Genomic DNA, 22,849 nt, shown 5'->3' with positions numbered 1-22,849 from the left:
TCACTCCGCTGCAATCTGGCTCTCGGCCGGTTTGGGGGCGGGTTTGGCCCCGTGCTCGTATTCTTCGAGAAAATCGAGCACCTCCTGCCGGTAGCTGTAATATTCAGGATGCTCTAGCAGCGCCTTGCGGGTGCGCGGGCGCGGCAGGTCCACGTCGGTGATCTTGCCGATGGTGGCCTGCGGGCCGTTGGTCATCATCACCACCCGGTCCGCCAGCAGGATTGCCTCGTCCACGTCATGTGTCACGCAGATGGCGGTCACCTTGGTGCGGCTCCAGACCTCCATCAGCACCTCCTGCAACTCCCAGCGGGTAAGGCTGTCGAGCATGCCGAAGGGCTCATCCAGCAGCAGCAGCTTGGGCGAAAGCGCAAAGGCGCGGGCAATGCCGACCCGCTGCTGCATGCCGTTCGACATGGCATGCGCGGGCTTGTCCATCGCATCCGCCAGGCCGACGCGCTCCAGGTAGTACTCGACCACGTCCTGCCGTTCCGCCTGGGAGGCCTTGGGATAGACCTTGTCGACTCCGATGGCGCAGTTTTCGCGGGCGGTCAGCCAGGGAAACAGGTTGGGCGACTGGAACACCACCGCGCGCTCCGGGTCGGCGCCCTCGACGTGGCGGCGGTCCAGCTTGATCGCCCCCTTGGAGATCGGGTTCAGCCCGGCCGCCATGGTCAGCACCGTGGACTTGCCGCAGCCCGAATGTCCAATCAGCGAGATGAACTCGCCCTTGTTGATCTTGAGGTTGAAATCCTCGACCACGGTCAGCGGCCCTTTGGGTGTCGGGTAGATCTTGTGCAGCTGCGAGAAATCCAGGAACCGCTCCTCGGTCAGCGACTTCGAGGCTTCGGCCACGGCGGCAGGCAGACCGTGGATCGGGGTCACATTCGGCAGGATCTTCGAGCCTTCGATCCTGCCCTTGATCCCCACGTCCATCAGGTAGGAAGTGACCTCCGCCCGCAAGCGCTTGAAGGTCTCGTCCGTGTTCATGGCGGAGCGGTCGCGCGGGCGGGGAATGGTGACTTGGAACTCCTCCCCCAGGCTGCCGTCCGGGTTCAGGGCGATGATGCGGTCGGCCAGCAGGATCGCCTCGTCCACGTCATTGGTGATCAGCACGCAGGTCTTCTTGTCCGCCTCCCAGATCATCTCGATCTCCTCCGCCAGATTGGCGCGGGTCAGCGCATCCAGGGCCGACAGCGGCTCATCCAGCAAGAGCATCTCCGGGTCCATCGCCAGCGCGCGGGCCACATTCACCCGCTGGCGCATGCCGCCCGACAATTCCGACGGGCGGCGGCTGGCGGCATGGCTGAGGCCGACCATTTTGACGTAATGGTCCACCTTCGCCTGCTTTTCCGCCTTGGGCAGGCCGGGAAACACGGTGTCCACCGCCAGCGCAACATTGCCGCTCACCGTCAGCCAGGGCATCAGAGAATAGCTTTGGAAAACCACGCCGCGCTCCGGACCGGGGCTGGTGATCTCCCTGCCCCTGTAGGAGACGGTGCCCTGCGACGGCCTTTCCAGCCCGGCCATCAGGTTGATCAGGGTTGTCTTGCCGGTGCCGGAGAAGCCCAGCAGCACAAGGAACTCGCCCTCCTGAACGCTGAGGCTGATGTTTTTCAGAACGTGCGTGCGGCTGGTGCCCTCGCCAAAGCTCTTGGAGACATTATTGAATTCAAGAATGCTCATGGCGGCTCACCGGTTGTTTGTGAAGGTAAACAGCGATTGCAGCGCGTGCATCACCCGGTCCAGCAGGAAGCCGATGAGGCCGATGGTCAGCACTGCAACGATGATCCTGGCCAGCGACTGGCTGGAGCCATTCTGAAATTCGTCCCAGACGAATTTTCCAAGGCCCGGGTTCTGCGCCAGCATTTCGGCAGCGATCAGCACCATCCAGCCGACCCCGAGCGACAGCCGCAGCCCGGTGAAGATCAGCGGCAAGGCCGACGGCAGCACCAGCTTGGTGATCTTGGTATAGGTGTTCATTTTCAGGACCTTGGAGACATTCACCAGATCCTTGTCGATAGAGGCCACCCCCAGCGCGGTATTGATCAGCGCAGGCCACAGCGAACACAGCGTCACGGTGATGGCAGAGACCAGGAACGACTTGGAAAAAAGCCCGTCGTTGGCAGCATAAAGCGCCGAGACCACCATGGTCACGATTGGCAGCCAGGCCAGCGGCGACACTGGTTTGAAAATCTGCACCAGCGGATTGATGGCAGCGTTCGCAACCGGCGACAGACCGGCCAGGATGCCCAGCGGGATCGCCACGGCGGCGGCAATCAGGAAACCGAAGAAGACGGTCTTTATCGACGTCCAGATCTGCTGATAGTAGGATGGCGCGCCCGTATAGGGGATGTCCTTGACCCGTTCCGGCTGGCCGCGGTCGATAAAGCGCTGGTTGCGGGCTTCCACCTTCTCGGAGTGGGCGCGCTCCTTGGCGGCCTTGGCCTGCGCATCCTGGTGCAGGTTCACCGCTTCGGTCCACACCGCACCCGGGCCGGGAATGGCGCCCAGCGAGGTCTGAACCTTGGGTGCCAGCACAGCCCAGAGCATGAGGAAGCCGGTAATGGCGATGACGGGAATTGCCAGCAGCCGCCAGATTTCCTTCAACTGCGCCTTGGGATTGTCTCCGGCGGCAGCTTTCAGAACCGGGGTGACCCAAGCCAGGCCAAAGACCTGAAACCAGGCGTCCATCTTGCTGATGCGGGTAAAGAGCCGGGCGCGGCGGGCCTCGGAACTGAGCGTATCGGGATCGGCGATCGTCATGATGTCATCCTCTGATGAGTGCGGGGTGGGAGCGGAGCGGCGCGGCCCTTGCCGGGGTCGCCGCCCCCTTCCCTCCTGTCCGGGGTCAGCCCTGAATGGCGCTGCCGACGACGGTCTGGCCGGACTTCAGTCCGATCGGCAGGCTGTCGATATAGGCGTTGGGGGCTTTGCCATCGAAGGGGATGCCATCGATGATGTCCTCTGCGGGCGTCGGGGCCTTGTAGCCATCGCTGTCCCAGGGGAAGTCCTCAGAATTGGCAAGCCCCTCATCCACAAGCATTTTTGCGGCTTCGAGGTAGATCTCCGGCTTATAGACCGACCGGGCGACCTCGTCATACCAGCTGTCGGGCTTGGCCTCGGCGATCTGCCCCCAGCGGCGCATCTGGGTCAGGTACCAGACCGCGTCCGAGTAGAACGGATAGGTGGCGTTGTAGCGGAAGAACACGTTGAAATCCGGAACATCGCGTTTGTCGCCCTTCTCATACTCGAAGGTGCCGGTCATCGAACTGGCGATCACCTCATAGTCCGCGCCGACGTAATCGGGGCGCGACAGGATCTCCACCGCTTCCGGGCGGTTGGCGTTATCGTTTTCATCCAGCCACATGGCCGCACGGATCAGCGCCTTGACGATTGCCAGCGTGGTGTTCGGATTTTCCTCGGCAAATTCCGCGGTGATGCCGAACACCTTTTCCGGGTTGTTCTTCCACAGCTCGTAATCGGTGATGACCGGAACGCCGATGCCCTTGAACACCGCCTGCTGGTTCCATGGCTCCCCCACGCAATAGCCGGAGATGGTGCCGGCCTCCAGCGTCGCGGGCATCTGCGGCGGCGGGGTCACCGACAGGAACACCTCGGCGCCGATCTGGCCCGTCACGTTGTCGGGCGCGTAGTAGCCAGGGTTGATGCCGCCGGCCGCCAGCCAGTAGCGCAGTTCATAATTGTGGGTGGAGACAGGGAAGACCATGCCCATGTTGAAGGGCTTGCCTTTGGCGTTGAAGTCCTCAATCACCGGCTTCAGGAAAGACGCGGAGATCGGATGCGCGATCTTGCCGTCAGCATCCGTGGGCAGGCTCGGCTTCATCATCTCCCAGACTTCGTTGGAGAGCGTGATGCCGTTGCCGTTCAAATCCATGGAAAACGGCGTGACAATATGCGCTTCGGTGCCGTAACCGATGGTCGCGGCCAGCGGCTGGCCTGCCAGCATATGGGCGCCATCCAGTGTGCCACCGATCACGCCATCCAGAAGGACCTTCCAGTTCGCCTGCGCTTCGAGCGTGACAAACAGCCCCTCGTCGTCGAAAAAGCCCTGCTCATAAGCCACCGCCAGCGGCGCCATATCCGTCAGCTTGATGAAGCCGAAGGTCAGCACGTCCTTTTCCAGCTCCAGTGTTCCGGCCAATGCCGGTCCGGTCAGGGCAGTCGAGGCCGCAAGCGCCATCATAAGTGTCTTCATCGGGTTGGTTCCTTTTCCTAGCTGCGCCCCGCCCAGGGGACGGAACAGAAAAAAGCCGCTGACACGCACCGCCAGAAGGAGTGGCGGCGGGTCGAGCGGCTTTGCTCAGTGAAACCCGGTCTTCGGGAAAATTCTCAGTCAGGCTCCGTTGCCTGTCTGACTTCAGACTGCCGGAAGATCCGGCCGGCGCCAAAGGTTTCTTTGCTCGTGCAGCAGGAAATTCTGCATTGCAGCGTTGCGGCGCGGCAAGCTGCCTGCTTTTTCATCAGTCCGCGGCCATGGGATCAAAAACACGGCCATCAAAGAACCGGTTCGGCAGCAGACTGACCGTCCCCGATTCTCCTGCGGCCAGCAGCGGGGTGCCGACCGTGCCTTCCAGTTTCGACGAGGCGCCGGGCAAATCCGCACCGGTCCCGCGCAGGGCGGAGCGGTAAAGATCGCTGCGAAAGACCGGCCCGGCCATTCGCAGCGCCCTGTGCCGGTCGAGGCCGGTCCGCTCCGCCAGTTGCAGCGCAATCCATTGGGCTTGGCTGCGCCAGGGAAAGCCCGCCGCGCCGTCATGGAAGCCGATAAATCCGGGGACTTCACGCTGCAGTCCCTGGGGCGTGACCGTGAACTTTCCCGACAGCGCCCGTTCGATGATTTCGGCGGGGAGATCGAGATACCGCCGCGCGGACAGGATTTCCGCCGCCAGCCCGCGGGAGGCCGGGTCGGCCAGCCAGCGCCCCGCGCGCCAAAGGGCCCGGATCAGGCGGCCGGCCAGTCCGGGTTCGGCCTCTGCCCAGGCACTGCGGACGGCCAGCACTTTTTCCGGCGCAAAGGACCAGATCGCCCGCCCGGGCAACAGCAGCGCCCCCGCGCCATTTTCCACCGCGAGGGATCCCCAGGGTTCGCCAACGCAGAACGCGTCTATCTCACCGCTTTTGATGGCATCGGTCATCAGCGGCGGCGGAACCGTGCGGATGCTGATGCCGCGGCCGGTGTCCGCCGCCAGCCCTTGCAGCCAGTAGTGCAGCAGTTCCGTATGCATGGAAAAGGGAAACGGCACGCCAATCCGCAGGCCAGGGCCGGTTGCGGTTATCAGGGCCTTGCCAGCGGATGCGGCGTCATCGAAGGAAAAATCGTGCCCTGCATCGGCAAGTCTGCGGGCCAGGCTGCTGCTGACCCCAATGACGGTGCCGTTGACGGACAGCACGGACAGAACAGAGAACGGCGTGCTGGCGCCGCCAACGCCAAGCGCCGCAGCGACCGGCACCGGCGCGAGCATCTGAGCAGCATCCACTTGCCCGAAGGCCAGCATGTCGCGCAGGGATGACCAGGAGGGCGCGCGGTGCAGCTCCAGCACCAGCCGTTCTTCGGCGGCAAAGCCCATTTCCTGCGCCGCAATCAGCGGCGCCGCATCAGTCAGCGGAACATAACCAGCGGGAATGCGTGTTGCGCTCATGCCAGCAGCCCTGCCGCGGTGACCAGCGCCTGCGCAACCTCCGCGACGCGCTTGTTCTGGTCCATCGCGGCCTTTCGCAGCAGCGCATAGGCTTCGTCTTCGCCGATGCCCCTGGCCTTCATGACCATCCCTTTGGCGCGGTCGATGACCTTGCGCTCTTCCAGGGCCCTTTTGGTTTCTGCAAGTTCGGTGCGCATGCGCTGAAACAGCCGGAAACGCGCGATGGCTGCGTCCAAGACCGGTTTCAGCCGCGCGGCCTGCAGCCCGTCAACCACATAGGCCGACACCCCGGCTTCAACAGCGGCCGCAGTCATGCCGTCCTCGCTGCGGTCCACAAACATCGCCACTGGCCGGTCCATGGCGCCTGAGGCCAGCGTCAGCTCCTCCAGAACATCGCGGGAGGGGTTGGCGATATCGATCAGCACCACATCCGGGTCGCGCATCTGTATCTGACGCGCAAGGCCTGATGGCTCCGAGATAACCTGAATGTCGAATTCACCCGCGTCCCGCAGCCCGTCCACAATCATGAAGGCGCGCTCACGGTCGGTTTCGACAACAACAATGGACAGGGCATCGGGCATGCGGCAGAGCATGAATAGGCTGGAAGATGGCTGTAAAGGCTGCAGGTGCAGCGCAATTTCCAGACAGCCTGTTAGCGCCGAAAAATTAAGCTGACTGCCCGGGCTTTAAGCGCGGAGGAGACGCACGCCGGCAGCAGCCAAAACTTGGTCTTTCCCGGGATAACACGCGATTTTATCCGACATGTCCGCTTTTCTGGAGCGTAAGAAAAGAGTGTCGATCAATGACGAGTATTCAGGACAAGGTCATCAAACCGACGCTGAGGCTGCTGGAGCTTGCCAAGCAGTTCGGCAGCGTTTCGCGGGCCTGCCCCCTGCTTTGCTCTCCGGAAGACACGAGGTCTTCCGAAGTGAAAATCAGGGAAGGCTTCGCCACTGGCGGAACAGGAGGCGCGAGCGGGGATGCTGGAGACACGAAAAAGGAAAGGTTCTGTCGAAAATGGCAAAACTATGTGTCGCCCGACAAAGAAGGAAGTGGCGGACCGAGGAGGATTCGAACCCCCGACCCCTTGATTCGTAGTCAAGTACTCTATCCAGCTGAGCTATCGGTCCACTGCGGCGGGGTTTATCCATAGCATCACAGAGTCGCAACCCCAAAAGACAGCTGTTGCCGTTTTTCTTCACCCGCCCGAACTGAGGCAAAAGCTGGCGAGCTGCCGGGCCGCTGCGCCGCACGTCCGAAGGGCCGCCCCTTGCTGCGGCTTCCTTCTGCTGCGGCTTCCTTCATCCCCCAAGCCGGCCCGGAAGTGTGGTATAAGTCTGCAGCTGCGCTTTTCCGGCCAGGGCTGGCACCCGGAGAGGCAGGTGTTGCAAATTGAAAGGGGGCGGCGGATGCCGGACCGGAATTCAGCAGGTTTTCAGCTCAGGCCGCTGGAAACAGAGGATCTCGCCACGGCCGCAGGCTGGCTTCAAAACATAGCCGACATGGCCCGTTTCGACCGCTCCACCCGCGTGCCGCTCAGCGCGGCGGGACTTGAGCAGGCATGGGAGCTTTTCGGCGACACAAAGCCAAATGCCAGCAAATGCTGGTTTGCGCTCACCACGGTCTCGGGTGAGCTGTGCGGCATAACCGGCCTGGAGAGCATCTCTGCGGTGAACCGTGATGCCGTGGTCGCCATGTTCATCGAAAAATCCAGGCGCAGACAGGGCGTGGGAATCCGCGCCCTGGCCCTGCTTCTGGACTTTGCCTTCCGGCAGATCGGGCTAAATCGCGTTACATCGTACTACCGGGCCGACAACACCCGCAGCGAGCAAATGACAGCGCGTGCCGGCTTTGCAACCGAAGGCAGGATGCGGGCCGCATGGTTTGCAGAAGGCCGTTTTTTTGACATGGTCACCGTCGGCCTCCTGCGGGAGGAGTGGGACGCCAGCCGCAAGGCGCTGGCGCAGCAACTCGGCGCCAGCCCGCGAGTCAGTTTCCGCGGCGCAGAAGCCGCCGGGTGGGCTTGGCCGCCGGGCCCGCCGGCCCCGCCAGACGGATGAGCGGCGGCACCGGCGGCCTCAGCCCGCACTCACAGGAGGAGGACAGCTTGTGAGCGGCCACAAAGAGACAACAACGGTCCGGCGCCAGCTTGGCGCGGTGCTGTTTGCCGATGTTGTCGGCTATGCCCGGCTAATGGGCAATGACGAGATCGACACTTACAGCGCCCTCAAATCCCTGCTGGAACAGCTTGAAACAGCCTGTCAGGCGCATGAGGGGCGCGTGGTTGCTGTCCGGGGCGACGGGGTTCTGGCACTGTTTGAGACGGCCACCAATGCCGTCGAGTTTGGCGTTGAGCTGCACCGCATAGCAGAACAGAGCAACCGCGCGCGGCCGGAAGACCATCATCTCCGGTTCCGGGCCGGGGTGCATCTTGGCGAAATCCTGGTCGATGACCGCGGCATCCATGGCGATAATGTGAATATTGCCGCGAGGCTGCAGGAAATCGCCGAGCCGGGCCGGGTCTTCGTCAGCGCGTCGGTCTATGAGCAGATCCGAAACCGGTTGCGCTTCGGGTTTGAATTCCTCGGTCCGCAAATGCTCAAGAACATCGCCGAGCCGGTCGCGGCCTATTGCGTCCGCAGCGAGGTTGCGGGCGCAACAATGGCGGCAACCCGCCGCCCGGAGGCTCCGCCCGCGCACCGCCCGCCGCCCGGTATTCCTTCGGTTGCGGTGCTGCCCTTTACCAGCCTGGGCGGAGAGCCGTCCGACAGCTGGTTTGCCGACGGGCTGACAGAGGACATCATTCTGAACCTGTCCAAGTTCAAGAACCTTTTCGTCATTGCCCGCAATTCCTCCTTTTTCTTCAAAGCCAGCACCAAGCCGCCGCAGGAGGCAGCACGGGAGCTTGGGGTGCGCTATGTCGCCCGTGGCAGCGTCCGGCGGGCCGCTGCCCGCGTCCGGATAGCCGTCGAGCTGATCGACGCGGAAACCGGCCGCACCATCTGGGGCGAACGGTACGACCGCAACATCGACGACATTTTCGCCATCCAGGACGAGGTGACCGACGCCATCGTCGCCGCCACGGCGGTGCTGATCGAGGCCCAGGAGCGCAAGCGGATGGCTCAGACAGCACCTGCCGATCTGGCCGCCTACGGCTATGTCCTGCGCGGCCAGCAATATATTTTCCGCTACACAAGGCAGGACAACCGCGAGGCGCAAACCCTGTACGAGCGTGCGCTGTCGCGCGATCAGGACTATGCCCGGGCCTCTGCCGCGATCTCCCGGACCTTGAATATCGATTGGCGCTATTCTTGGGCCAAGGACGCCGAGCATGCGCTTGATACGGCGCTGTCATATGCGCAGCGGGCGGTGGAACTGGACCCCACCGACGCCCGCGGATTTGGCGAGCTTGGCTTTGTGCATCTGTACCGCAAGGAGCATGATGCAGCGATCGGCGCCTACCGGCGCGCGCTGGCCCTAAACCCGAATGACGCAGACCTGCTGTCGGATTACGCCGATGCGCTGGCCCATTCCGGCGACAACCAGGCCGCGATCGGAAACCTGCAGCAGGCCATGCGGTTGAACCCGTATTTCCCGGACCAGTACCTTTGGCACCTGGGCGGTGCCTATTACAATCTCAAACAGTATGATGCGGTGATCGACACGCTGACAAAGATGAACAACCCGACCGAGGGACAGCGCATGCTTGCGGCCAGTTATGCGCAGCTGGGGGACATCGACCAGGCCCGCACCATGGCGGCCCGCCACCGCGAGGCGCATCCGAATTTCTCGCTGGACCGCTGGGCCAAGGTGCAGCCCGACCGGCTGGAAGAAGACACCCAGCACTTTGTCGAAGGGTTGAAAAAAGCGGGATTCTGACAAGTTTTCGCTGGCACGGGTCACGGCCGCCGCCCCCGTGGCGTACTCTGCCGCACTCGTCAGCAACATCCGGTCAACGGAAATCTGTGTCAGTCGCCTGAACCGCGGGCCTTGGCCCCGCTCACCTTGGCGCCGCTGACTTTTGCCCCGCTCACCTTGGCGCCACTCACCTTTGCACCGCTCACCTTGGCGCCGCTCACCTTGGCACCGCTGATATCAGGGCCGACCCCGCCAAAGTATACATCCAGCAGCACCTGCTCCAGCATACCGGTCATCACGTCCATGCGGATGGAATAATCGGCCTTGTCATAATCCCAAACCCGGATGTCGTTTGCGATCTGGTATTCCGCTGAGGCAACCCCGGTCACAGAAGGATCCAAGGGTGCGCGGGCAGCCTGCTCCGCTGGTTTGTTGCCATCTGTCGCACTCTCGCCGTCGCCATGCACCAGGAAGATCACCGGCTCTGGCAGCTCGAAATACGTGCCTTCATAGGCGAACCCGTAGATACGCGCGAGCCTGGCATCATCACTCAACTGATCAGCCAGCATATTATTGCGGCCGCGGCTTCTTTGCTGCCGTTTTCCGGCCCGTATAAACTCCTGCTGTCCTGCGTTGTAATCGCCAACCTGCTTCCACAGGCCCTGGCGGGGTCCGTGAGCAATCTCGACTATCGTTCCCTTCGGGAACCTCTGCTGATTTCCCCAAGGGTTATTGTCGCCCTCCCCGACTTTATAGAGGCCGTTTTGCCCTTTGGCGGTTTGCGCCATCACCAGGATCTTGTCACCCGGCGCGAGCGTTTCACCGTTCACCGACGTGCCCTTCAGGTTCTGAACATTGTTGACCGTGCCGACGATGGCCCCGGCGAATTTGGGGACAATTTTGATGTCTTCGACCAGACGTCCAAATAACAGCACTTCAGAAAAACTCAGTAAGGATTCGGCCACCGCACACACTCCCGTGGCTATGGAAACAACACCAGAAGATCTTTTCGCAATGCCGCGAGCGCAATTGGCGCCACTCTATTTTTCGGAAAAGTCCCCCTGAGGGTGAAAGTAGCACAAAAAGGATAGAATTTACAGCCATTGGGCCAATCATTCATCCGGCACCCGGGTCCGCACCGAATGCGCGTGGCTGTCTTCATCCGCTTCGGCCAGTCGCGGACCGGCCGCAACCAGGCCAATCCCGCGCATTCTGAAGTTGCCTGCGATAATTGATTCAAAGGCGCCTCCGGTTGTTTCACGGTCAACCGCCAGCAGCGCCTCCCCCACCGCCGCGTAAGTGAGGGTTTCCGCCTCCAGCATGCTCCAGGCCGCCGCCAGATAGGCGCCCAGGAAATCGCGCGCCTCCAGCAGAGCGACGCGGAACCCTTCAGGATCAAGCGCATAGCGCGCATTGAACAACTCCTGCATCACGTCGCTGTAATAGGGGCTTTCCTCAAGATGGTCGGACAGATCCTCCATTTCCGGCGTGATCAGATCATGCACCAGCAGCCTCTCGTGGAAGATATCGACCAGAATATCGAACATCGCACCGGTCAGGGGCTCCGACAACGCATGCTCGCTGCTCCAGCCCCGCGCAAATTCCTGCAATGTTCGGGTATTGGCCGCCATCCGGATCTGTGCATTTCCGGCAAGCTCGGCAAACCGGTTCAGCTGGTTGAAGGTGTAAAGATTGCCGCTGGTGCTTTCCAGCAGCTCCTCGACCACAGAGCCGAAATGCAGCGAGGCGATTAGCGCCACCATATCCGCTGCCGATTCATGAAAGCCGTAATACTCTCCCGGCACATCCTCAGAGACCGGCATTCCGACAACGCTGTAGATGATGGCATGGCCGACTTCATGGGCGACAACGTCAAAATTCAGGCTGTAGGCGCGGTATTCGCCGCCATGCTCGCTCGTGCCGCCGGTTTCCAGAAAGCCCCAGCCGATGTGGGCGTTGTCCAGGCTGGGCAGCAGCGACAGTTCCAACCGGTCATAGTCGCGGGCGAAATGCCAGGGGATGGGATGCCCGAAGTATTCTTCCCACACATCCAAAGTGAAATGGGCCGAGGCAAACAAATGCGCCGCCTCGAAACCGGGGTCCGACGGCAGGATATGGAAAAAGTGGCCGTCTTCATCCGGTTCCGGCGGCGGATAAACCTCACCATTCCAGGGCGGGAGGTACATCCCCGGCCCGGACGGCCCCGGCACGATGGCCCCAAAGGGTATGGTCTTACCCGCCGGGTTGACCACATACATCCGCGGCCCCGACGGCCCTGGCCCCAACGAGCCGGGGGGTGCGGAAATCTCGACCAGCTCCAGCGCCGGCTCCGCCATCCGGAACGGGGATTGCGGAAACAGCAGAAATCGCGTCCCCGGCGCTTCCTCCGCCAAGTCATAAGGGTCGTCCATACGGTCCTCCCGGTCTGCGAAGGCCCCGCCGTTTGCCCTGCCTACGCGCGGCCTTCTGATACGGGCCGTGTATTGCGACTTTGATGATACATGAACTCGCGCCGGATCAGCTCATAGAATTCATCCCGGCTGCGGCAGCCAATGGCCTCCAGATAATCATCCAGCCGGTCCGGGACGTCCCGCTGCAGCAGCTCTTCAAAGTACCATAGTGTCAGCGGCAGCCGTTCCTGCTCTGTCACCGGCTTGGCCGGCTGCTCCTGCGCCGCCAGGTACCGCTCCTTTGACACGGCCCGCGATTTCAGCGCTGCATAGTCGCCCGCCTGCCGCAGTTCCGCCAGAAGATGCGGGGCGAGCTGGCCGTTCAAACTGCCTGCCACGGTCCCGGCGAGGGCCGCCTCCCTCAGCCAGCCCTCATAATCCGCCGCGGACAGCGCGTTGTCCTCCAGCCATTTTCGCAGGCTGCCGCTGCTGAACAGGCCCAGCGCCTTGCGATGCGCCGACATTTGCGCCGCAAGCGCTTCACGTTTCACCGTGCGGCCGCTCTTGCCCGCTTCCTGCAAGGCCAGATGGCGCAGCATGGCACGGGTGCGGACCCCCTCATAGCGGTCCGGGTCCAGCCTCAGCTCATCCAGCACCCGCCGGTCTTCCGCTTGCAACAGATGCGCCTCCGCCTCGATACGCCGCACCAGGGTCTGCCAGGCAAGCGTCCGCTCTACTTTCAAAGGCGGTGCCGGCAGGGGGCCGCGCTCGCCGTTCAGATAGGCCGCCATCACCGCCAGCATTTCCCGTGCATCGTCCCGCTTGGCATCCACTCGCCCGGATTTGAGCCAGGCCCTGAACCGTTCGCACCAGGCCGCAGCCTGGAAATCCGCCAGGATCAGGTCCCAGACCCTGTGCTGGTAGAACCGCGCCTTGGCGGCGTTCAGCACTGCCGCCGCCTGATCCGCGTCCAGCACCGCGTCGCCTAGCGCCCGCGCAACCGTGGCCCGGATCGACACCATCGGCTCGCTTAGCGGCGCAAACCCCAGTTCTGCCGGGCTGTGCAGCACCGCCACCTCATCATCGTCGATCAACGCGCCAGAGGCGTAGGCTTCATAAATACTGCCGGCGCCGACCATTCCAAAATCAGACAACTCAGCCGCCCGCAGCGCCCCCATGCTGGCACTGCCGAAAACCGCGATCCCCTGCTCCAGCGCCCACAGGATTTCCTTGTGCCAGACGGACGGGACACCTTGGAAGTACCCGTCAATCAGCCCGATGGCCTTGGCGCCCTGCCGGGCGGCCCTGTAGATGTCGCCCTGGCCGGCCGGGGGCAGAACCGTTGCCTCGAAATAGGCCTGCACCTCTTCCGCCCGGATGGTCGGGCCGGCAAACACAACCGCTGTCATGGCCGGGCCTGCCCGGCCGCGCGTGCCCGCGGACCCGGGATGTAATCGGGATCATCATGCGGCGCCTCCAGCCCAGGGATCACCGCGCGCACCACAGAAACCCCCAGACCCGGACGCGACAGGTCGACCGCCAGGGCCTGGTCCATGCCGGCCCCCGCAAGCCTGCCCAACAGCCAGGACAAATCCTCCTCAAAAGAGGGCGAGGAATAATCCGGGCAGTCCTCGAAACGGGCGGTTGCCGGCGACAGCTCCAGCAGCCCGCGGACATATTGCGTGCGCCCGGCAGATGCCTGCGGCGTGAACTCCTCCGGATCCAGGTCATCGCGGGCGCCAGAGATATAGGTCAGCCGGGTCTGCGCCGCCTCTGTCAGCGCCCGCAGCAGGGCAATGCCCCGGTCCGGATGGCAGCCGCTGCCGATCCCGATGTGCCCGGGCCGGGTGCCGTCCTCGCAGATCATGCAATGAAACGCGGCCACGCCGATGTCAGAGGTGATGTTCCAGATCCCCGCCCGCAAACCTGCCGCCTCAAACCGATCCAGCGCTTCGCGGCAGCGCGGATCTTCGATTGCCGCGACGTCGATCCGCGGACCGGCGGGGGCGTGGTGCCACAGGGTGATCGCATCCCGTTCGATCAGTTCGCAGATGGCGTGGCATGTGGCCTCTGCCAGGCTGTTGCCTGAGGCAAGCCCGTTGGTCGTGCGCGGAAAGGCCCCCTGCCCGCCGCAAGGCCGCGCGGTATAGTCGGTGTCGACCATTTCAAGCGGCAGCCAGTGCGGCTGCCCGGAGACCAGATCCAGGCCCTCCACCCACAGCATCCGGCCATGGGGATTGAAACTGCCGCCTGTGACCCGCGGCAGTCGCTCAACATCGGCGACCAGAACCTCCTGCCGCAGGTCCGCATAACTTGCCGCCCGCAGCGGCCGCGTGATCCGCTCGGCGTGCCAGGTCTCCACCGCTTCCATCACACCGGAGGCCTGCGCCGCCTCCAGCGTCAGCCCCTTGCCCAGCGACACCGCAACGGAGCGGGAATTGGGCCGCGCCACCATCACGGTGGGCAGCCCGACCCGGTCCAAGCCGGTCAGATTGGCGATGCGGGTAATGCCCATCCCAGCGAGATGCGGCCTGACCGTTGCCAGCGTCTGCGCCGGATCGCACAGCCGGTGGGTGTCCAGCACATATCCCTTTTGCTGTGCCTTGGGCATGGCTCAGGCCTCATTGTCGTGACCGCCAAGGGCGGGCTGCCGGCCGCGGCATGGCGGCCCGCCCGCATTGATCAAGGATGCTGGATCGCGCGCCTTCGGTCAACAAAACAGCCCAGCCAGCCGCTTGAGCTATTCGAGGGCTCCGCGTCTGCCGCGGATGCCAAGCCCCAGACCGACGATTTCCAAAAATCAACCCCGCAGACTCTCGTCATGAGCGAGGGAGCCGCGGGGGCAGCACCATTTATTTATGATGCTGCGGCGCACGCAAACCCAAGAAACTGTCACAGTCGGCGGCAATCAAACTTATAGCTACCGTAGGATGCAGTCCCGGTGCTGTCCGGGACAAAGCAACTATGATGCACCCAGCGGCAACTCGGCCAACGCATTGATTTCGTTTGATGAAATGGTGCCCGGGGGCGGAATCGAACCACCGACACGAGGATTTTCAATCCACTGCTCTACCCCTGAGCTACCCGGGCACGGGAAGGCTGATCGCCTTGGGTGGGGGCCTTCTATGCCGAGGGCGCGGCGGTGTCCAGAGGGTTTTTCAAAGAAAATTGCTAATGACGCGTCTGCTGCGTCTTTTCTTCGGATGCCCGTGCGCGCTCGGCTTCTTCCAAAGCGTTTTCAATGTCTTCCGGATCCTGGCTGGGCACCGAGTAGACGCCGGTCAGCCACTTCCCAAGGTCGATATCGGCACAGCGTTTGGAGCAGAACGGGCGGAAGCTCTTTTGCGATTCCCCGCCGCAAATCGGACAGCTCATTTCAGCACCTCACTCAGGGCAATGCGGCCGCGTTTGCGCTGCAGTTCGTAGTGGCCAAGGCTGGTCCAGCCGGCCAGAACCGTTTCCTCGGAATCGGCCCGGAAGGCGGCCCGCAGCGCGGTCTCGAACCCGCGGCGGTCCTTCTTTGGCATCGGCGCCAGGTCCAGCACGATCTGGCCGCCCAGGCCCCTGACGCGCAGGGCCCGCGGCAGGGTTTTGGCGGCCGCCATATTGGCCTTCACACCTGCCGCCAGCGAGGTGTCGGACCCGGTGTTCACATCCACCGCGACCAGGGCGCGGGTGGGCTCGATAAACAGGAAACCGCCGCCCGGCAGCGGTTCGCGGATCCCCCGGGCAATGTCCAGCGCATCCAAAACCCCCAGGCGCTCAAATCCGCCCGGATCCCGTTCGATATCCGCAGGTTCAGCCCATTCCCGCCAGGCCAGCAGATGCGGGGTGTCGCCTTCGGACAGCACTTCCGCTTCGGCTCCTTCATCCTGCAACACCTGAGCCGCCAAAGCCGCCATGGCCGCGACATCCTCGGCAATCTCCTCGCGGTCCGCCCCGGCGCAGGCAGAGCGCAGGATCAGGCCATAGCCCGTTTCCCCCATTTCCTCATGGGCAATTTCCAGCAGCCGGTCGCGCTCTTCCTCGTCGCGGATGCTGCGCGAGATGTTCAGACCCGGGGCCTCCGGCGTCACGATCGCATAGCGGCTCTTGAACAGCAGCTTCTGGGTGACCGGGATCGCCTTGCCCGGCTCGGCATAGCCGGAGACCTGCACCAGGATCATTTGCCCCGGCGCCAGCCCTTTGACCTGACGCAGGAAGGCCGGGCCGTCAGGCGTCGTCAGGAACATGCCGCCCTGCCCTTTCACCGGCCGGTCGGCGCGGGCACGGTAAATGGTACCAGGCGGAGGCGCATCGCTTTCGATCAGAAAATCTTCCAGTTTGCCATCCACCATCAGCGCGGCGGCTTCACGGTCCTGGATGTGGTCGAGAATGACGGTGCGGCCCTTCATGCGGCGGCCTCCTGATACAGCGGCAGCCCGGCGGCGCGCAGAAGATTGGCAGTTTCTGACAGCGGCAGCCCGACGATACCGGTGAACGAGCCGCTGATCCATGGGATGAAGGCCCCGGCGGGCCCCTGGATGGCATAGGCGCCGGCCTTGCCTTCCCAATCGCCTGTTGCGAGGTAGGCATTCAGCTCCTCGTCAGACAGGTTTTTCATTTTCACCTGGCTCACCACGTCCTTTTCCCAGATCTGGTCCCCGCGGCGCACGGCGACAGCTGTGATGACCCGGTGGCGGCGGCCCGACAGGGCGAGCAGGAACGCAGCAGCCTCCCCGGCATCGCGCGGCTTGCCAAGGATGCGGCGGCCCAAGGCGACGGTGGTGTCGGCACACAAGACAATATCGTCCGTCCCCGCGGGGACAGCCTGCGTTTTTTCCCGCGTCACCCGCGCGCAATAGTCGCGCGGCAGCTCGCCCTTCAGCGGCGTCTCGTCGATTTCCGGCGGGCGCACAGCGTCAGGATGCACGCCTAGCTGCGCCAAAAGCTGCAGCCGCCGCGGACTGCCCGATCCCAGAATGAATGCCATGTCTTGGCCCTCTTGCCTGTTCGCGCCTGTCATACGGTGAATTCCGGCAGCGGAAAAGCGCACTGGCCCCCTTCCTGTTGCCGAAAATATCGCCGCCGTAGGCCGCGGCTGCAAAGCCGCTTCAAAAACAAAAGCCCGGCGCGATGCCGGGCTTTGATTGTCTTGTCAGATCAACGGCTTACTTGAAGCGGTAGTTGATCCGGCCCTTAGTGAGGTCGTAGGGGGTCATTTCGACCTGGACCCGGTCGCCAGCCAGAACACGGATGCGGTTCTTGCGCATCTTGCCTGCCGTGTGCGCGATGATTTCATGGCCGTTTTCCAGCTCGACCCGAAACGTCGCGTTAGGCAGGAGTTCCTTCACGACACCGGGAAATTCGAGCGTATCTTCCTTGGCCATGTTGTCTCCATCATTGGGTTAACCCGCAAACTGCAGGACGTGCGCTTAAATGGGGGCATTTTCCCAATATTTCAAGGCCTCAATCAGGGCAACACGGCTTTTGTGACCGAATTCACCCGCGGCATCTGCTCCTCCCAATGCAGCCGGTTCAGCACCCCGCCATCGGCCCGCACATGGGCAATTGTGTCCAGATCAGCCTCGCCGTAGGTCCAGCCCGGCTGATTGAGCACGCCCTCGGCCACCACCCCGGTTCCGGGGAACCCTTTGTCCGGCGGGCCGAAAATGCCGCCCATGCCGGTATTTGTGTCCACCGCCTCGGACCATGCGTTGCTGCCCACGACGGAGGCCATTGCGGTTACGCACTGGTTTTCCAGCGCCCGCGACATCGCGCCGATGCGCACCCGCGAGTATCCGGCCAGCGCCTCCGTGCAGGAGGGGACGAGAATCACATCCGCCTCCGCCAGGGCACGGCCCAGCAGCGGGAACTCGCTGTCATAGCAGATCAGCACACCGATTCTGCCCAAGCTGGTCTCGAAGATCTTGAGCGGGCCGCCCCCGGCGATGCCCCACGGCGCGCGCTCGAACCGGGTCATGATCTGCTTGTCCTGATGGTCGCGGCTGCCGCCGGGCGTGTAGAATTCCGCCCGGTTCACCGGCTGGTCCAGCCCGCTGTTCACGGGCGCCGATGCGCCCAGGATGTGCACCCCGTATTCAGCGGCCAGCCTCAGGTGCAGCGCCGCGGCGTCCTCCATCTTTTCCGAGACCGAATGGATCGATTGCGCCAGATCCCCGGCTACCGCCGCGCCGTCCAGGGTGGACAGCTCCATCGCGCCGTATTCCGGGAACACCAGCAGATCAGCGCCGTTGCCGGCAGCTTCCGCAACCCACGCGGCCAGCTTGTCTTCGTACTGAGCCCAACTGTCGAGCCAGTCGAGCGGGTAAGCGGCAGTGGCGATTTTCATCCTGTCTTCCCTTTGTGCAATTCTAGCTGTGCAGAGAGTTCCGGTTGCTTTTGACGGTTTTCGAAAACGGGGGGGCCTTCCGTACACCCCCTGTGCACCCCTCTTACAAGGGACTGTCAGAAGGCGCCCCGGCCAAACCGCTCCGGCAGTGCTGCAAATCCCGGATCCAGAACTGCAGCGGCTTCTTCGTTTCTTGCGCCTGATCGACGTCTTTCCAAGAGAAATGCGCGATGGCGCCAGCAAGGGGCTGGTAGCCGCGCTTGCGCCAGAACGGGTCCAGCGGCGCGTAATCCGCCGGGCGCAGCGGATGGTCCGCCGGACGCTGCACGCCGCAAAACGCGCATTTGCGGAAACCGTGTTTGCGGGCGTGCGCCTCTCGCGCGTCAAAGAAACCGTGACCGGCACCCTGCCCGCGGTATTCGGGCAGCAGAACCGATTCGGCGCAGTAGAAAACGTCCTTCAGCTCAATGCCGGTGCCCTCAAGGGCTGCCGCGAAATCATCCGCGTGATCAGCCAGCGGCGCGCCAGTGGAGGCGCCGACCAGAACATCGCCGTCGAAAGCGCCGACCACAATGGCGCGGTCACTGTCGCGGTAGCTTTGCAGATATGCGCGCTCATACGCCAGATCGCCGTCATAGAGATACGGCCAGGCGCGGAACACGTTGATCCGCAGGTGCGCCACATCGTCCAGCGCGGCTTCCAGCGCCGCGCCGGTCATGGTTTCGACGCGGAGGGTCATCCCGCCGAAACCTGGGCGATCCAGTCAGCCAGGTTGTAATAGGTGGTGACGCGGGAAATCTTGCCGTTCTTCAGCTCAAAGAACGAGCCGCCCGGCAGGCGGTAGGTCTGGCCCTTGGCTTCGGGCAGGCCCGCGTCGGTTTCCAGATAGGTGCCGTTGACGATGAATTCCGCCGCCGCCCGCGTGCCGTCCTCATTGGAAAAGATCACCATACCGGTCAGCTCTTCCTTGTAGCAGCGGCTCATGTGGGCGCAGAACTCCGCGAATTTCTCCTTGCCCACCCGGATCTTGCCTTCATTGACGTGGTGGGCAATCTGCTCGTCCAGGCAGTCCAGCATGGCATCGGTATCGCCTGCATTGAAGGCTTCAAAATAACGCGCGATGGTGTCGGTCATGTTCTCTCCGTCGGTTCGCCCCAGCGGTTTTTCAGGTGCTGGATGATTTGATCCCGTGTTTGACGGTAGATATCTAGCTTAGCTTCGCGCGTCTCGCCGAGCCCGGTTGGGTCCATAATCGGCCAATATTCGACATCGAGGTGGAAAAAACGGGTCAGTTCCAGCGCCCGGCGCTGGCTGGCGGGCGACAGTGCCACCACCAGGTCAAAGGACGACAGGTCATCGCCCCAGCGTTCCATCTCGTCAAAGGAGCGCGAGCGGTGGCGCGACAGCTCGACATCTATTTCCTGGCAGACCGCGATGGAGAAGCCGTCGATTTCCATGTCGTTCTTGACACCGGCAGACTGCACATAGGTGCCGGTGCCATAGAATTTCTTCATGATGCCCTCCGCCATCGGAGAGCGGACCGAATTGTGGTCGCAACAGAACAGAACGGACTGCGGCAGCTCCTCCACCCGTCAGCCTCCGAAATGCAGGACGCAAATCAGGGTGAACAGGCGGCGGGCGGTGTCGGTATCAACCTCGGCCTTGCCCTCCAGCCGCTCCTGCAGCACCCGGCTGCCTTCGTTGTGGATGCCGCGCCGGGCCATGTCGATGGTCTCGATCTGGCTTGGCGGCATGGTCTTCACCGCGGTGAAGTAGCTTTCGCAGATCTGGTAGTAGTCTTTCACCACCTGCCGGAAGGGCGACAGCGACAGGTGGAATTCCGCGGCCTTCTCGCCTGCTTCTGTGTTGATGTCGAACACCAGCCGCTTGTCGCGGATTGCCAGGCCCAGATGGTACGGGCCTTCGGGCAGATCGCGGTCCTCGCGGGACGGCAGGGTAAAGCTGTTCTCTTCGATCAGATCATAGATCGCCACCTTGCGCTCCTGCTCGATCTCAGGGGTCGGAGGCGGCAGGTTGCGGTCGTCCAGTTCGATGTGGCTGATGCGGCTCATGGGTCTTTGTCTCTATATGCGCTAAGGCGTCCGGCCATGAGTATCGCACCGGCGCGCTTGGGGCAATGCGGCAGCAGGCGTCACGGCACGGGCGGTTTGCGGCAGCGCTTGACAGACAGCGCCCGCCTGCCCAGCCTGCCCCCGCAGGAGACAGGATGATGACAGCACTTGAACAGTTTTCCCTCGCAGGCCAGCGTGCGCTGGTGACCGGGTCCACGGACGGGCTAGGCTTTGCCGCCGCCCAGCTGCTGGCAGGGGCCGGGGCCGAGGTCTGGGTCAACGGCCGCAGCGAAGAGCGGGTCGCAGCGGCCGTTGACCGGATGCCCGGCACCGCTCGCCCGCTGGTTCTGGACGTGGCAAATGAAGAGGCCTGCATCGCGGCGATGGAAGGCATCGCGGCGGCAGGCGGGCTTGATATCCTGGTCAACAACGTCGGCCAGCGCGACCGCCGCAGCCTGCCGGAATTCTCCCGCGCCGATCTGCAGGCGCTGTGGGAGGTCGACCTGGTGTCCCCCTTCCGCCTGAGCCAGCTGGCGGCGGCTCAGATGGCGGCCAAGGGCTATGGCCGCATCATCAATATCTCCTCGATCGCGGGCCTTATCGCGCAGGCAGGCGACGCCGCCTACACCACCGCCAAGGCCGGTATCAACGGCATGACCAGGGCGCTGGCGGCGGAGCTGGGGCCAATGGGCATCACCGTGAATGCCATTGCCCCGGGGTTCTTCAAGACCGCCCCGAACATGGCCGCGGCGGCGGATCCGGCGATTGCGGAAAAGCTCAAGGCGGCCACCTCCCTCGGCCGCTGGGGCGAGCCTGAGGAACTGGCGCCCGCCGTTCTGTTCCTCGCCTCCCCTGCCGCGTCCTACATCACCGGACAGGTGCTGGCGGTGGATGGCGGCTATACCGCGCACTACTGAGTGCTGCGTCATTTTTCCGGGAAAAATGACTTGCGGCCTCCGTCGGGGATATTTGGGGCCAGATGAAGCAACGGATCATTAACCAAACTTGGCAACCCTCGTCCCGCGGTACAGGCGGGGACGCCGATGACCGCGCCAGGTGAAGCGCCCCGGCAGACCCGGGGCGCGGATCCCTTTTCATCTGGCTGAAAATATCCCGGGGTGAATGCGCGGCACGCGCAGAGGGGCAGCGCCCCTCCGGCCCTTACCCGTTCAACGCTTCCAGACGTGCGGTGACGGACAGACCATGCGCCTCCAGGCTTTCGCTTTGCGCCAGCACTTCGGCCGCCGGGCCAATGGCGCGCAGCGCATCCGGTGTCATCTGGCTGAGCGTCGTGCGCTTGAGGAAATCCAGCACCGACAGGCCGGAGGAGAACCGCGCCGAGCGCGCGGTCGGCAGCACGTGGTTCGGGCCGCCGACATAATCGCCGATGGCTTCGGGCGTGTACTGGCCCAGGAAAATCGCGCCCGCGTGTACCGTCTTTTCGCTGAGGGCCACCGGGTCGGCGACGCACAGCTCCAGGTGCTCCGGTGCGATGCGGTTGGACAGCGCAGCGGCTTCATCCAGGTCCCGCACGGTGATCACCGCCCCGAAATCGCGCCAGGAGACGCCGGCAATGGCGCGGCGTTGCAGCGTCTCCAGCCGTTTCTCCACCGCCTCGGCCACCGCGCGGCCAAAGCCTTCGTCATCGGTGATCAGGATGGACTGGGCGCTTTCGTCGTGTTCGGCCTGGCTCATCAGGTCCAGCGCGATCCAGTCCGGGTTGTTGTCCTTGTCCGCGATCACCAGGATTTCGGAGGGGCCTGCAATCATGTCGATGCCGACCTTGCCGAACACCCGCCGTTTGGCCGCCGCGACAAAAGCGTTGCCGGGGCCGGTGATCTTGTCCACCGGTGCGATGGTTTCGGTGCCATAGGCCAGCGCCGCCACGGCCTGCGCACCGCCGACGCGGTAGATTTCATCGACTCCGGCAATCCGTGCTGCCAGCAGCACCAGCGGGTTGATCTGGCCGTCCGGCGTTGGCACCGTGACCGCCAGCCGCCCGACACCGGCCACCTTGGCCGGGATGGCGTTCATCAGAACCGATGACGGATAGGACGCAAGCCCGCCCGGCACGTAAAGCCCGGCAGCCGAGACTGCCGACCAGCGCCAGCCCAGCGTTGCGCCGGCTTCATCCGTCCAATGCGCATCCTGCGGCATCTGGCGCGCGTGATAGGCGCGGATGCGGTCTGCCGCCAGCTCCAGCGCGGCGCGTTCTTCGGCGGAGACTTCGGCAATGGCCGCATCAACCTCCGCATCGGTGATGCGCAGCTGCGCGGGCGCCAGGTCCAGCCGGTCGAATTTGGCCGTCAGCTCCACCAGCGCCGCATCGCCACGGGCGCGCACGTCCGCGATGATCCCGGCCACGATGGCGTCCACATCCGGGCTATCTTCGCGCTTGGCGCCCAGCAGCGCCGTGAAGGATGCTTCGAAATCGGTGTCACGGGTGTTCAGAAACTGCGGCATCGGGATCTCCTTTGGCCTTCGCATAGCTGCATGACCGGACAGTCTCAAGATCTATGGGCTCAAGATGCATGAGCG

At 63.5% G+C, this 22,849-nt stretch carries 22 protein-coding genes and 2 tRNA genes; 3 read left to right on the top strand and 21 right to left on the bottom strand.

What is annotated here, in order from left to right; translation table 11 throughout:
• From DAEP_RS0116830 to DAEP_RS0116805, 6 genes are all read right to left on the bottom strand, one after another.
• Positions 1-1,683: an ABC transporter ATP-binding protein gene (locus tag DAEP_RS0116830; RefSeq protein ID WP_027245476.1), complete on the bottom strand. Its 1,683-nt coding sequence runs from the start codon at positions 1,681-1,683 to the stop codon at positions 1-3.
• Positions 1,684-1,689: 6 nt separating this feature from the next.
• Positions 1,690-2,763, bottom strand: coding sequence for an ABC transporter permease (locus tag DAEP_RS0116825; RefSeq protein WP_027245475.1), 1,074 nt, complete (start codon positions 2,761-2,763; stop codon positions 1,690-1,692).
• A gap of 85 nt (positions 2,764-2,848) precedes the next feature.
• Positions 2,849-4,216, bottom strand: a complete 1,368-nt coding sequence (locus DAEP_RS0116820; protein ID WP_027245474.1) for a CmpA/NrtA family ABC transporter substrate-binding protein — start codon at positions 4,214-4,216, stop codon at positions 2,849-2,851.
• A gap of 265 nt (positions 4,217-4,481) precedes the next feature.
• Positions 4,482-5,660 carry a CmpA/NrtA family ABC transporter substrate-binding protein gene (locus DAEP_RS0116815; protein WP_027245473.1) on the bottom strand — a complete coding sequence of 393 codons (1,179 nt, stop codon included), beginning with the start codon at positions 5,658-5,660 and terminating at the stop codon, positions 4,482-4,484.
• Positions 5,657-6,241, bottom strand: a complete 585-nt coding sequence (locus DAEP_RS0116810; RefSeq protein WP_027245472.1) for an ANTAR domain-containing response regulator — start codon at positions 6,239-6,241, stop codon at positions 5,657-5,659. Before DAEP_RS0116810 ends, DAEP_RS0116815 begins: the two co-directional genes overlap by 4 nt.
• Before the next feature lie 472 nt (positions 6,242-6,713).
• Positions 6,714-6,790, bottom strand: a tRNA-Arg gene (locus DAEP_RS0116805).
• 252 nt (positions 6,791-7,042) lie between these two features.
• Between DAEP_RS0116805 and DAEP_RS0116800 the strand changes: the two genes are divergently transcribed.
• Both DAEP_RS0116800 and DAEP_RS0116795 read left to right on the top strand, forming a co-directional pair.
• The gene (locus DAEP_RS0116800) at positions 7,043-7,720 is read left to right on the top strand and encodes a GNAT family N-acetyltransferase (RefSeq protein WP_245595108.1); all 678 of its coding nucleotides are present in this window, start codon (positions 7,043-7,045) and stop codon (positions 7,718-7,720) included.
• Positions 7,721-7,769: 49 nt separating this feature from the next.
• Positions 7,770-9,539 carry a tetratricopeptide repeat protein gene (locus tag DAEP_RS0116795; protein WP_008556136.1) on the top strand — a complete coding sequence of 590 codons (1,770 nt, stop codon included), beginning with the start codon at positions 7,770-7,772 and terminating at the stop codon, positions 9,537-9,539.
• 89 nt (positions 9,540-9,628) lie between these two features.
• Here the strand turns inward: DAEP_RS0116795 and DAEP_RS0116790 are convergent, their stop codons facing one another.
• The 14 genes from DAEP_RS0116790 to DAEP_RS0116725 all read right to left on the bottom strand — a co-directional run bounded on the left by DAEP_RS0116790 (position 9,629) and on the right by DAEP_RS0116725 (position 20,311).
• On the bottom strand, positions 9,629-10,483 hold the full coding sequence (locus DAEP_RS0116790) for a pentapeptide repeat-containing protein (RefSeq protein ID WP_027245470.1): 855 nt from the start codon (positions 10,481-10,483) through the stop codon (positions 9,629-9,631).
• A gap of 147 nt (positions 10,484-10,630) precedes the next feature.
• Positions 10,631-11,929 carry a gluzincin family metallopeptidase gene (locus tag DAEP_RS0116785; RefSeq protein ID WP_051337416.1) on the bottom strand — a complete coding sequence of 433 codons (1,299 nt, stop codon included), beginning with the start codon at positions 11,927-11,929 and terminating at the stop codon, positions 10,631-10,633.
• A 41-nt stretch (positions 11,930-11,970) separates the two neighbouring features.
• Positions 11,971-13,317 carry a TfuA-like protein gene (locus tag DAEP_RS22825; protein WP_036760785.1) on the bottom strand — a complete coding sequence of 449 codons (1,347 nt, stop codon included), beginning with the start codon at positions 13,315-13,317 and terminating at the stop codon, positions 11,971-11,973.
• Positions 13,314-14,519, bottom strand: a complete 1,206-nt coding sequence (locus DAEP_RS0116775) for a YcaO-like family protein (RefSeq protein ID WP_027245468.1) — start codon at positions 14,517-14,519, stop codon at positions 13,314-13,316. Before DAEP_RS0116775 ends, DAEP_RS22825 begins: the two co-directional genes overlap by 4 nt.
• A gap of 404 nt (positions 14,520-14,923) precedes the next feature.
• Positions 14,924-14,998 (bottom strand) — tRNA-Phe (locus tag DAEP_RS0116770).
• An 81-nt stretch (positions 14,999-15,079) separates the two neighbouring features.
• The gene (locus DAEP_RS0116765) at positions 15,080-15,283 is read right to left on the bottom strand and encodes a DNA gyrase inhibitor YacG (RefSeq protein WP_008555311.1); all 204 of its coding nucleotides are present in this window, start codon (positions 15,281-15,283) and stop codon (positions 15,080-15,082) included.
• Positions 15,280-16,302 carry a ribonuclease E/G gene (locus DAEP_RS0116760; protein WP_027245467.1) on the bottom strand — a complete coding sequence of 341 codons (1,023 nt, stop codon included), beginning with the start codon at positions 16,300-16,302 and terminating at the stop codon, positions 15,280-15,282. Before DAEP_RS0116760 ends, DAEP_RS0116765 begins: the two co-directional genes overlap by 4 nt.
• Positions 16,299-16,880 (bottom strand): Maf family protein, encoded by a 582-nt coding sequence (locus DAEP_RS0116755; protein WP_027245466.1) that lies wholly within the window; start codon positions 16,878-16,880, stop codon positions 16,299-16,301. The genes DAEP_RS0116760 and DAEP_RS0116755 overlap by 4 nt, the downstream gene beginning before the upstream one ends.
• A gap of 178 nt (positions 16,881-17,058) precedes the next feature.
• Positions 17,059-17,277, bottom strand: a complete 219-nt coding sequence (gene infA / locus DAEP_RS0116750; RefSeq protein WP_005620785.1) for a translation initiation factor IF-1 — start codon at positions 17,275-17,277, stop codon at positions 17,059-17,061.
• A gap of 83 nt (positions 17,278-17,360) precedes the next feature.
• Entirely contained in the window at positions 17,361-18,239 is an 879-nt protein-coding gene (locus DAEP_RS0116745; RefSeq protein WP_027245465.1) for a carbon-nitrogen hydrolase family protein, read from the bottom strand.
• 103 nt (positions 18,240-18,342) lie between these two features.
• Positions 18,343-18,978 (bottom strand): GNAT family N-acetyltransferase, encoded by a 636-nt coding sequence (locus DAEP_RS0116740; RefSeq protein WP_027245464.1) that lies wholly within the window; start codon positions 18,976-18,978, stop codon positions 18,343-18,345.
• Positions 18,975-19,373: a ketosteroid isomerase-related protein gene (locus tag DAEP_RS0116735; protein ID WP_027245463.1), complete on the bottom strand. Its 399-nt coding sequence runs from the start codon at positions 19,371-19,373 to the stop codon at positions 18,975-18,977. The genes DAEP_RS0116740 and DAEP_RS0116735 overlap by 4 nt, the downstream gene beginning before the upstream one ends.
• On the bottom strand, positions 19,370-19,828 hold the full coding sequence (locus DAEP_RS0116730) for an arsenate-mycothiol transferase ArsC (protein WP_008557809.1): 459 nt from the start codon (positions 19,826-19,828) through the stop codon (positions 19,370-19,372). Before DAEP_RS0116730 ends, DAEP_RS0116735 begins: the two co-directional genes overlap by 4 nt.
• A 3-nt stretch (positions 19,829-19,831) precedes the next feature.
• Complete coding sequence (locus DAEP_RS0116725; protein WP_008555698.1) at positions 19,832-20,311, bottom strand: UPF0262 family protein; 480 nt, start codon at positions 20,309-20,311, stop codon at positions 19,832-19,834.
• 158 nt (positions 20,312-20,469) lie between these two features.
• Here DAEP_RS0116725 and DAEP_RS0116720 point away from each other — a divergent pair, with 158 nt between their 5' ends.
• Positions 20,470-21,228, top strand: a complete 759-nt coding sequence (locus DAEP_RS0116720) for an SDR family oxidoreductase (protein ID WP_036761214.1) — start codon at positions 20,470-20,472, stop codon at positions 21,226-21,228.
• Positions 21,229-21,472: 244 nt separating this feature from the next.
• Here DAEP_RS0116720 and hisD read toward each other — a convergent pair whose 3' ends face one another.
• Positions 21,473-22,774 carry a histidinol dehydrogenase gene (gene hisD / locus DAEP_RS0116715; RefSeq protein ID WP_027245461.1) on the bottom strand — a complete coding sequence of 434 codons (1,302 nt, stop codon included), beginning with the start codon at positions 22,772-22,774 and terminating at the stop codon, positions 21,473-21,475.
• Positions 22,775-22,849 lie beyond the last annotated feature (75 nt).

The sequence above is a fragment of the Leisingera daeponensis DSM 23529 genome, assembly GCF_000473145.1.
Taxonomy (GTDB): domain Bacteria; phylum Pseudomonadota; class Alphaproteobacteria; order Rhodobacterales; family Rhodobacteraceae; genus Leisingera; species Leisingera daeponensis.
The sequence above is the reverse complement of the archived record's forward strand: the minus strand, read 5'-3'. Positions and strand labels throughout refer to the sequence as shown.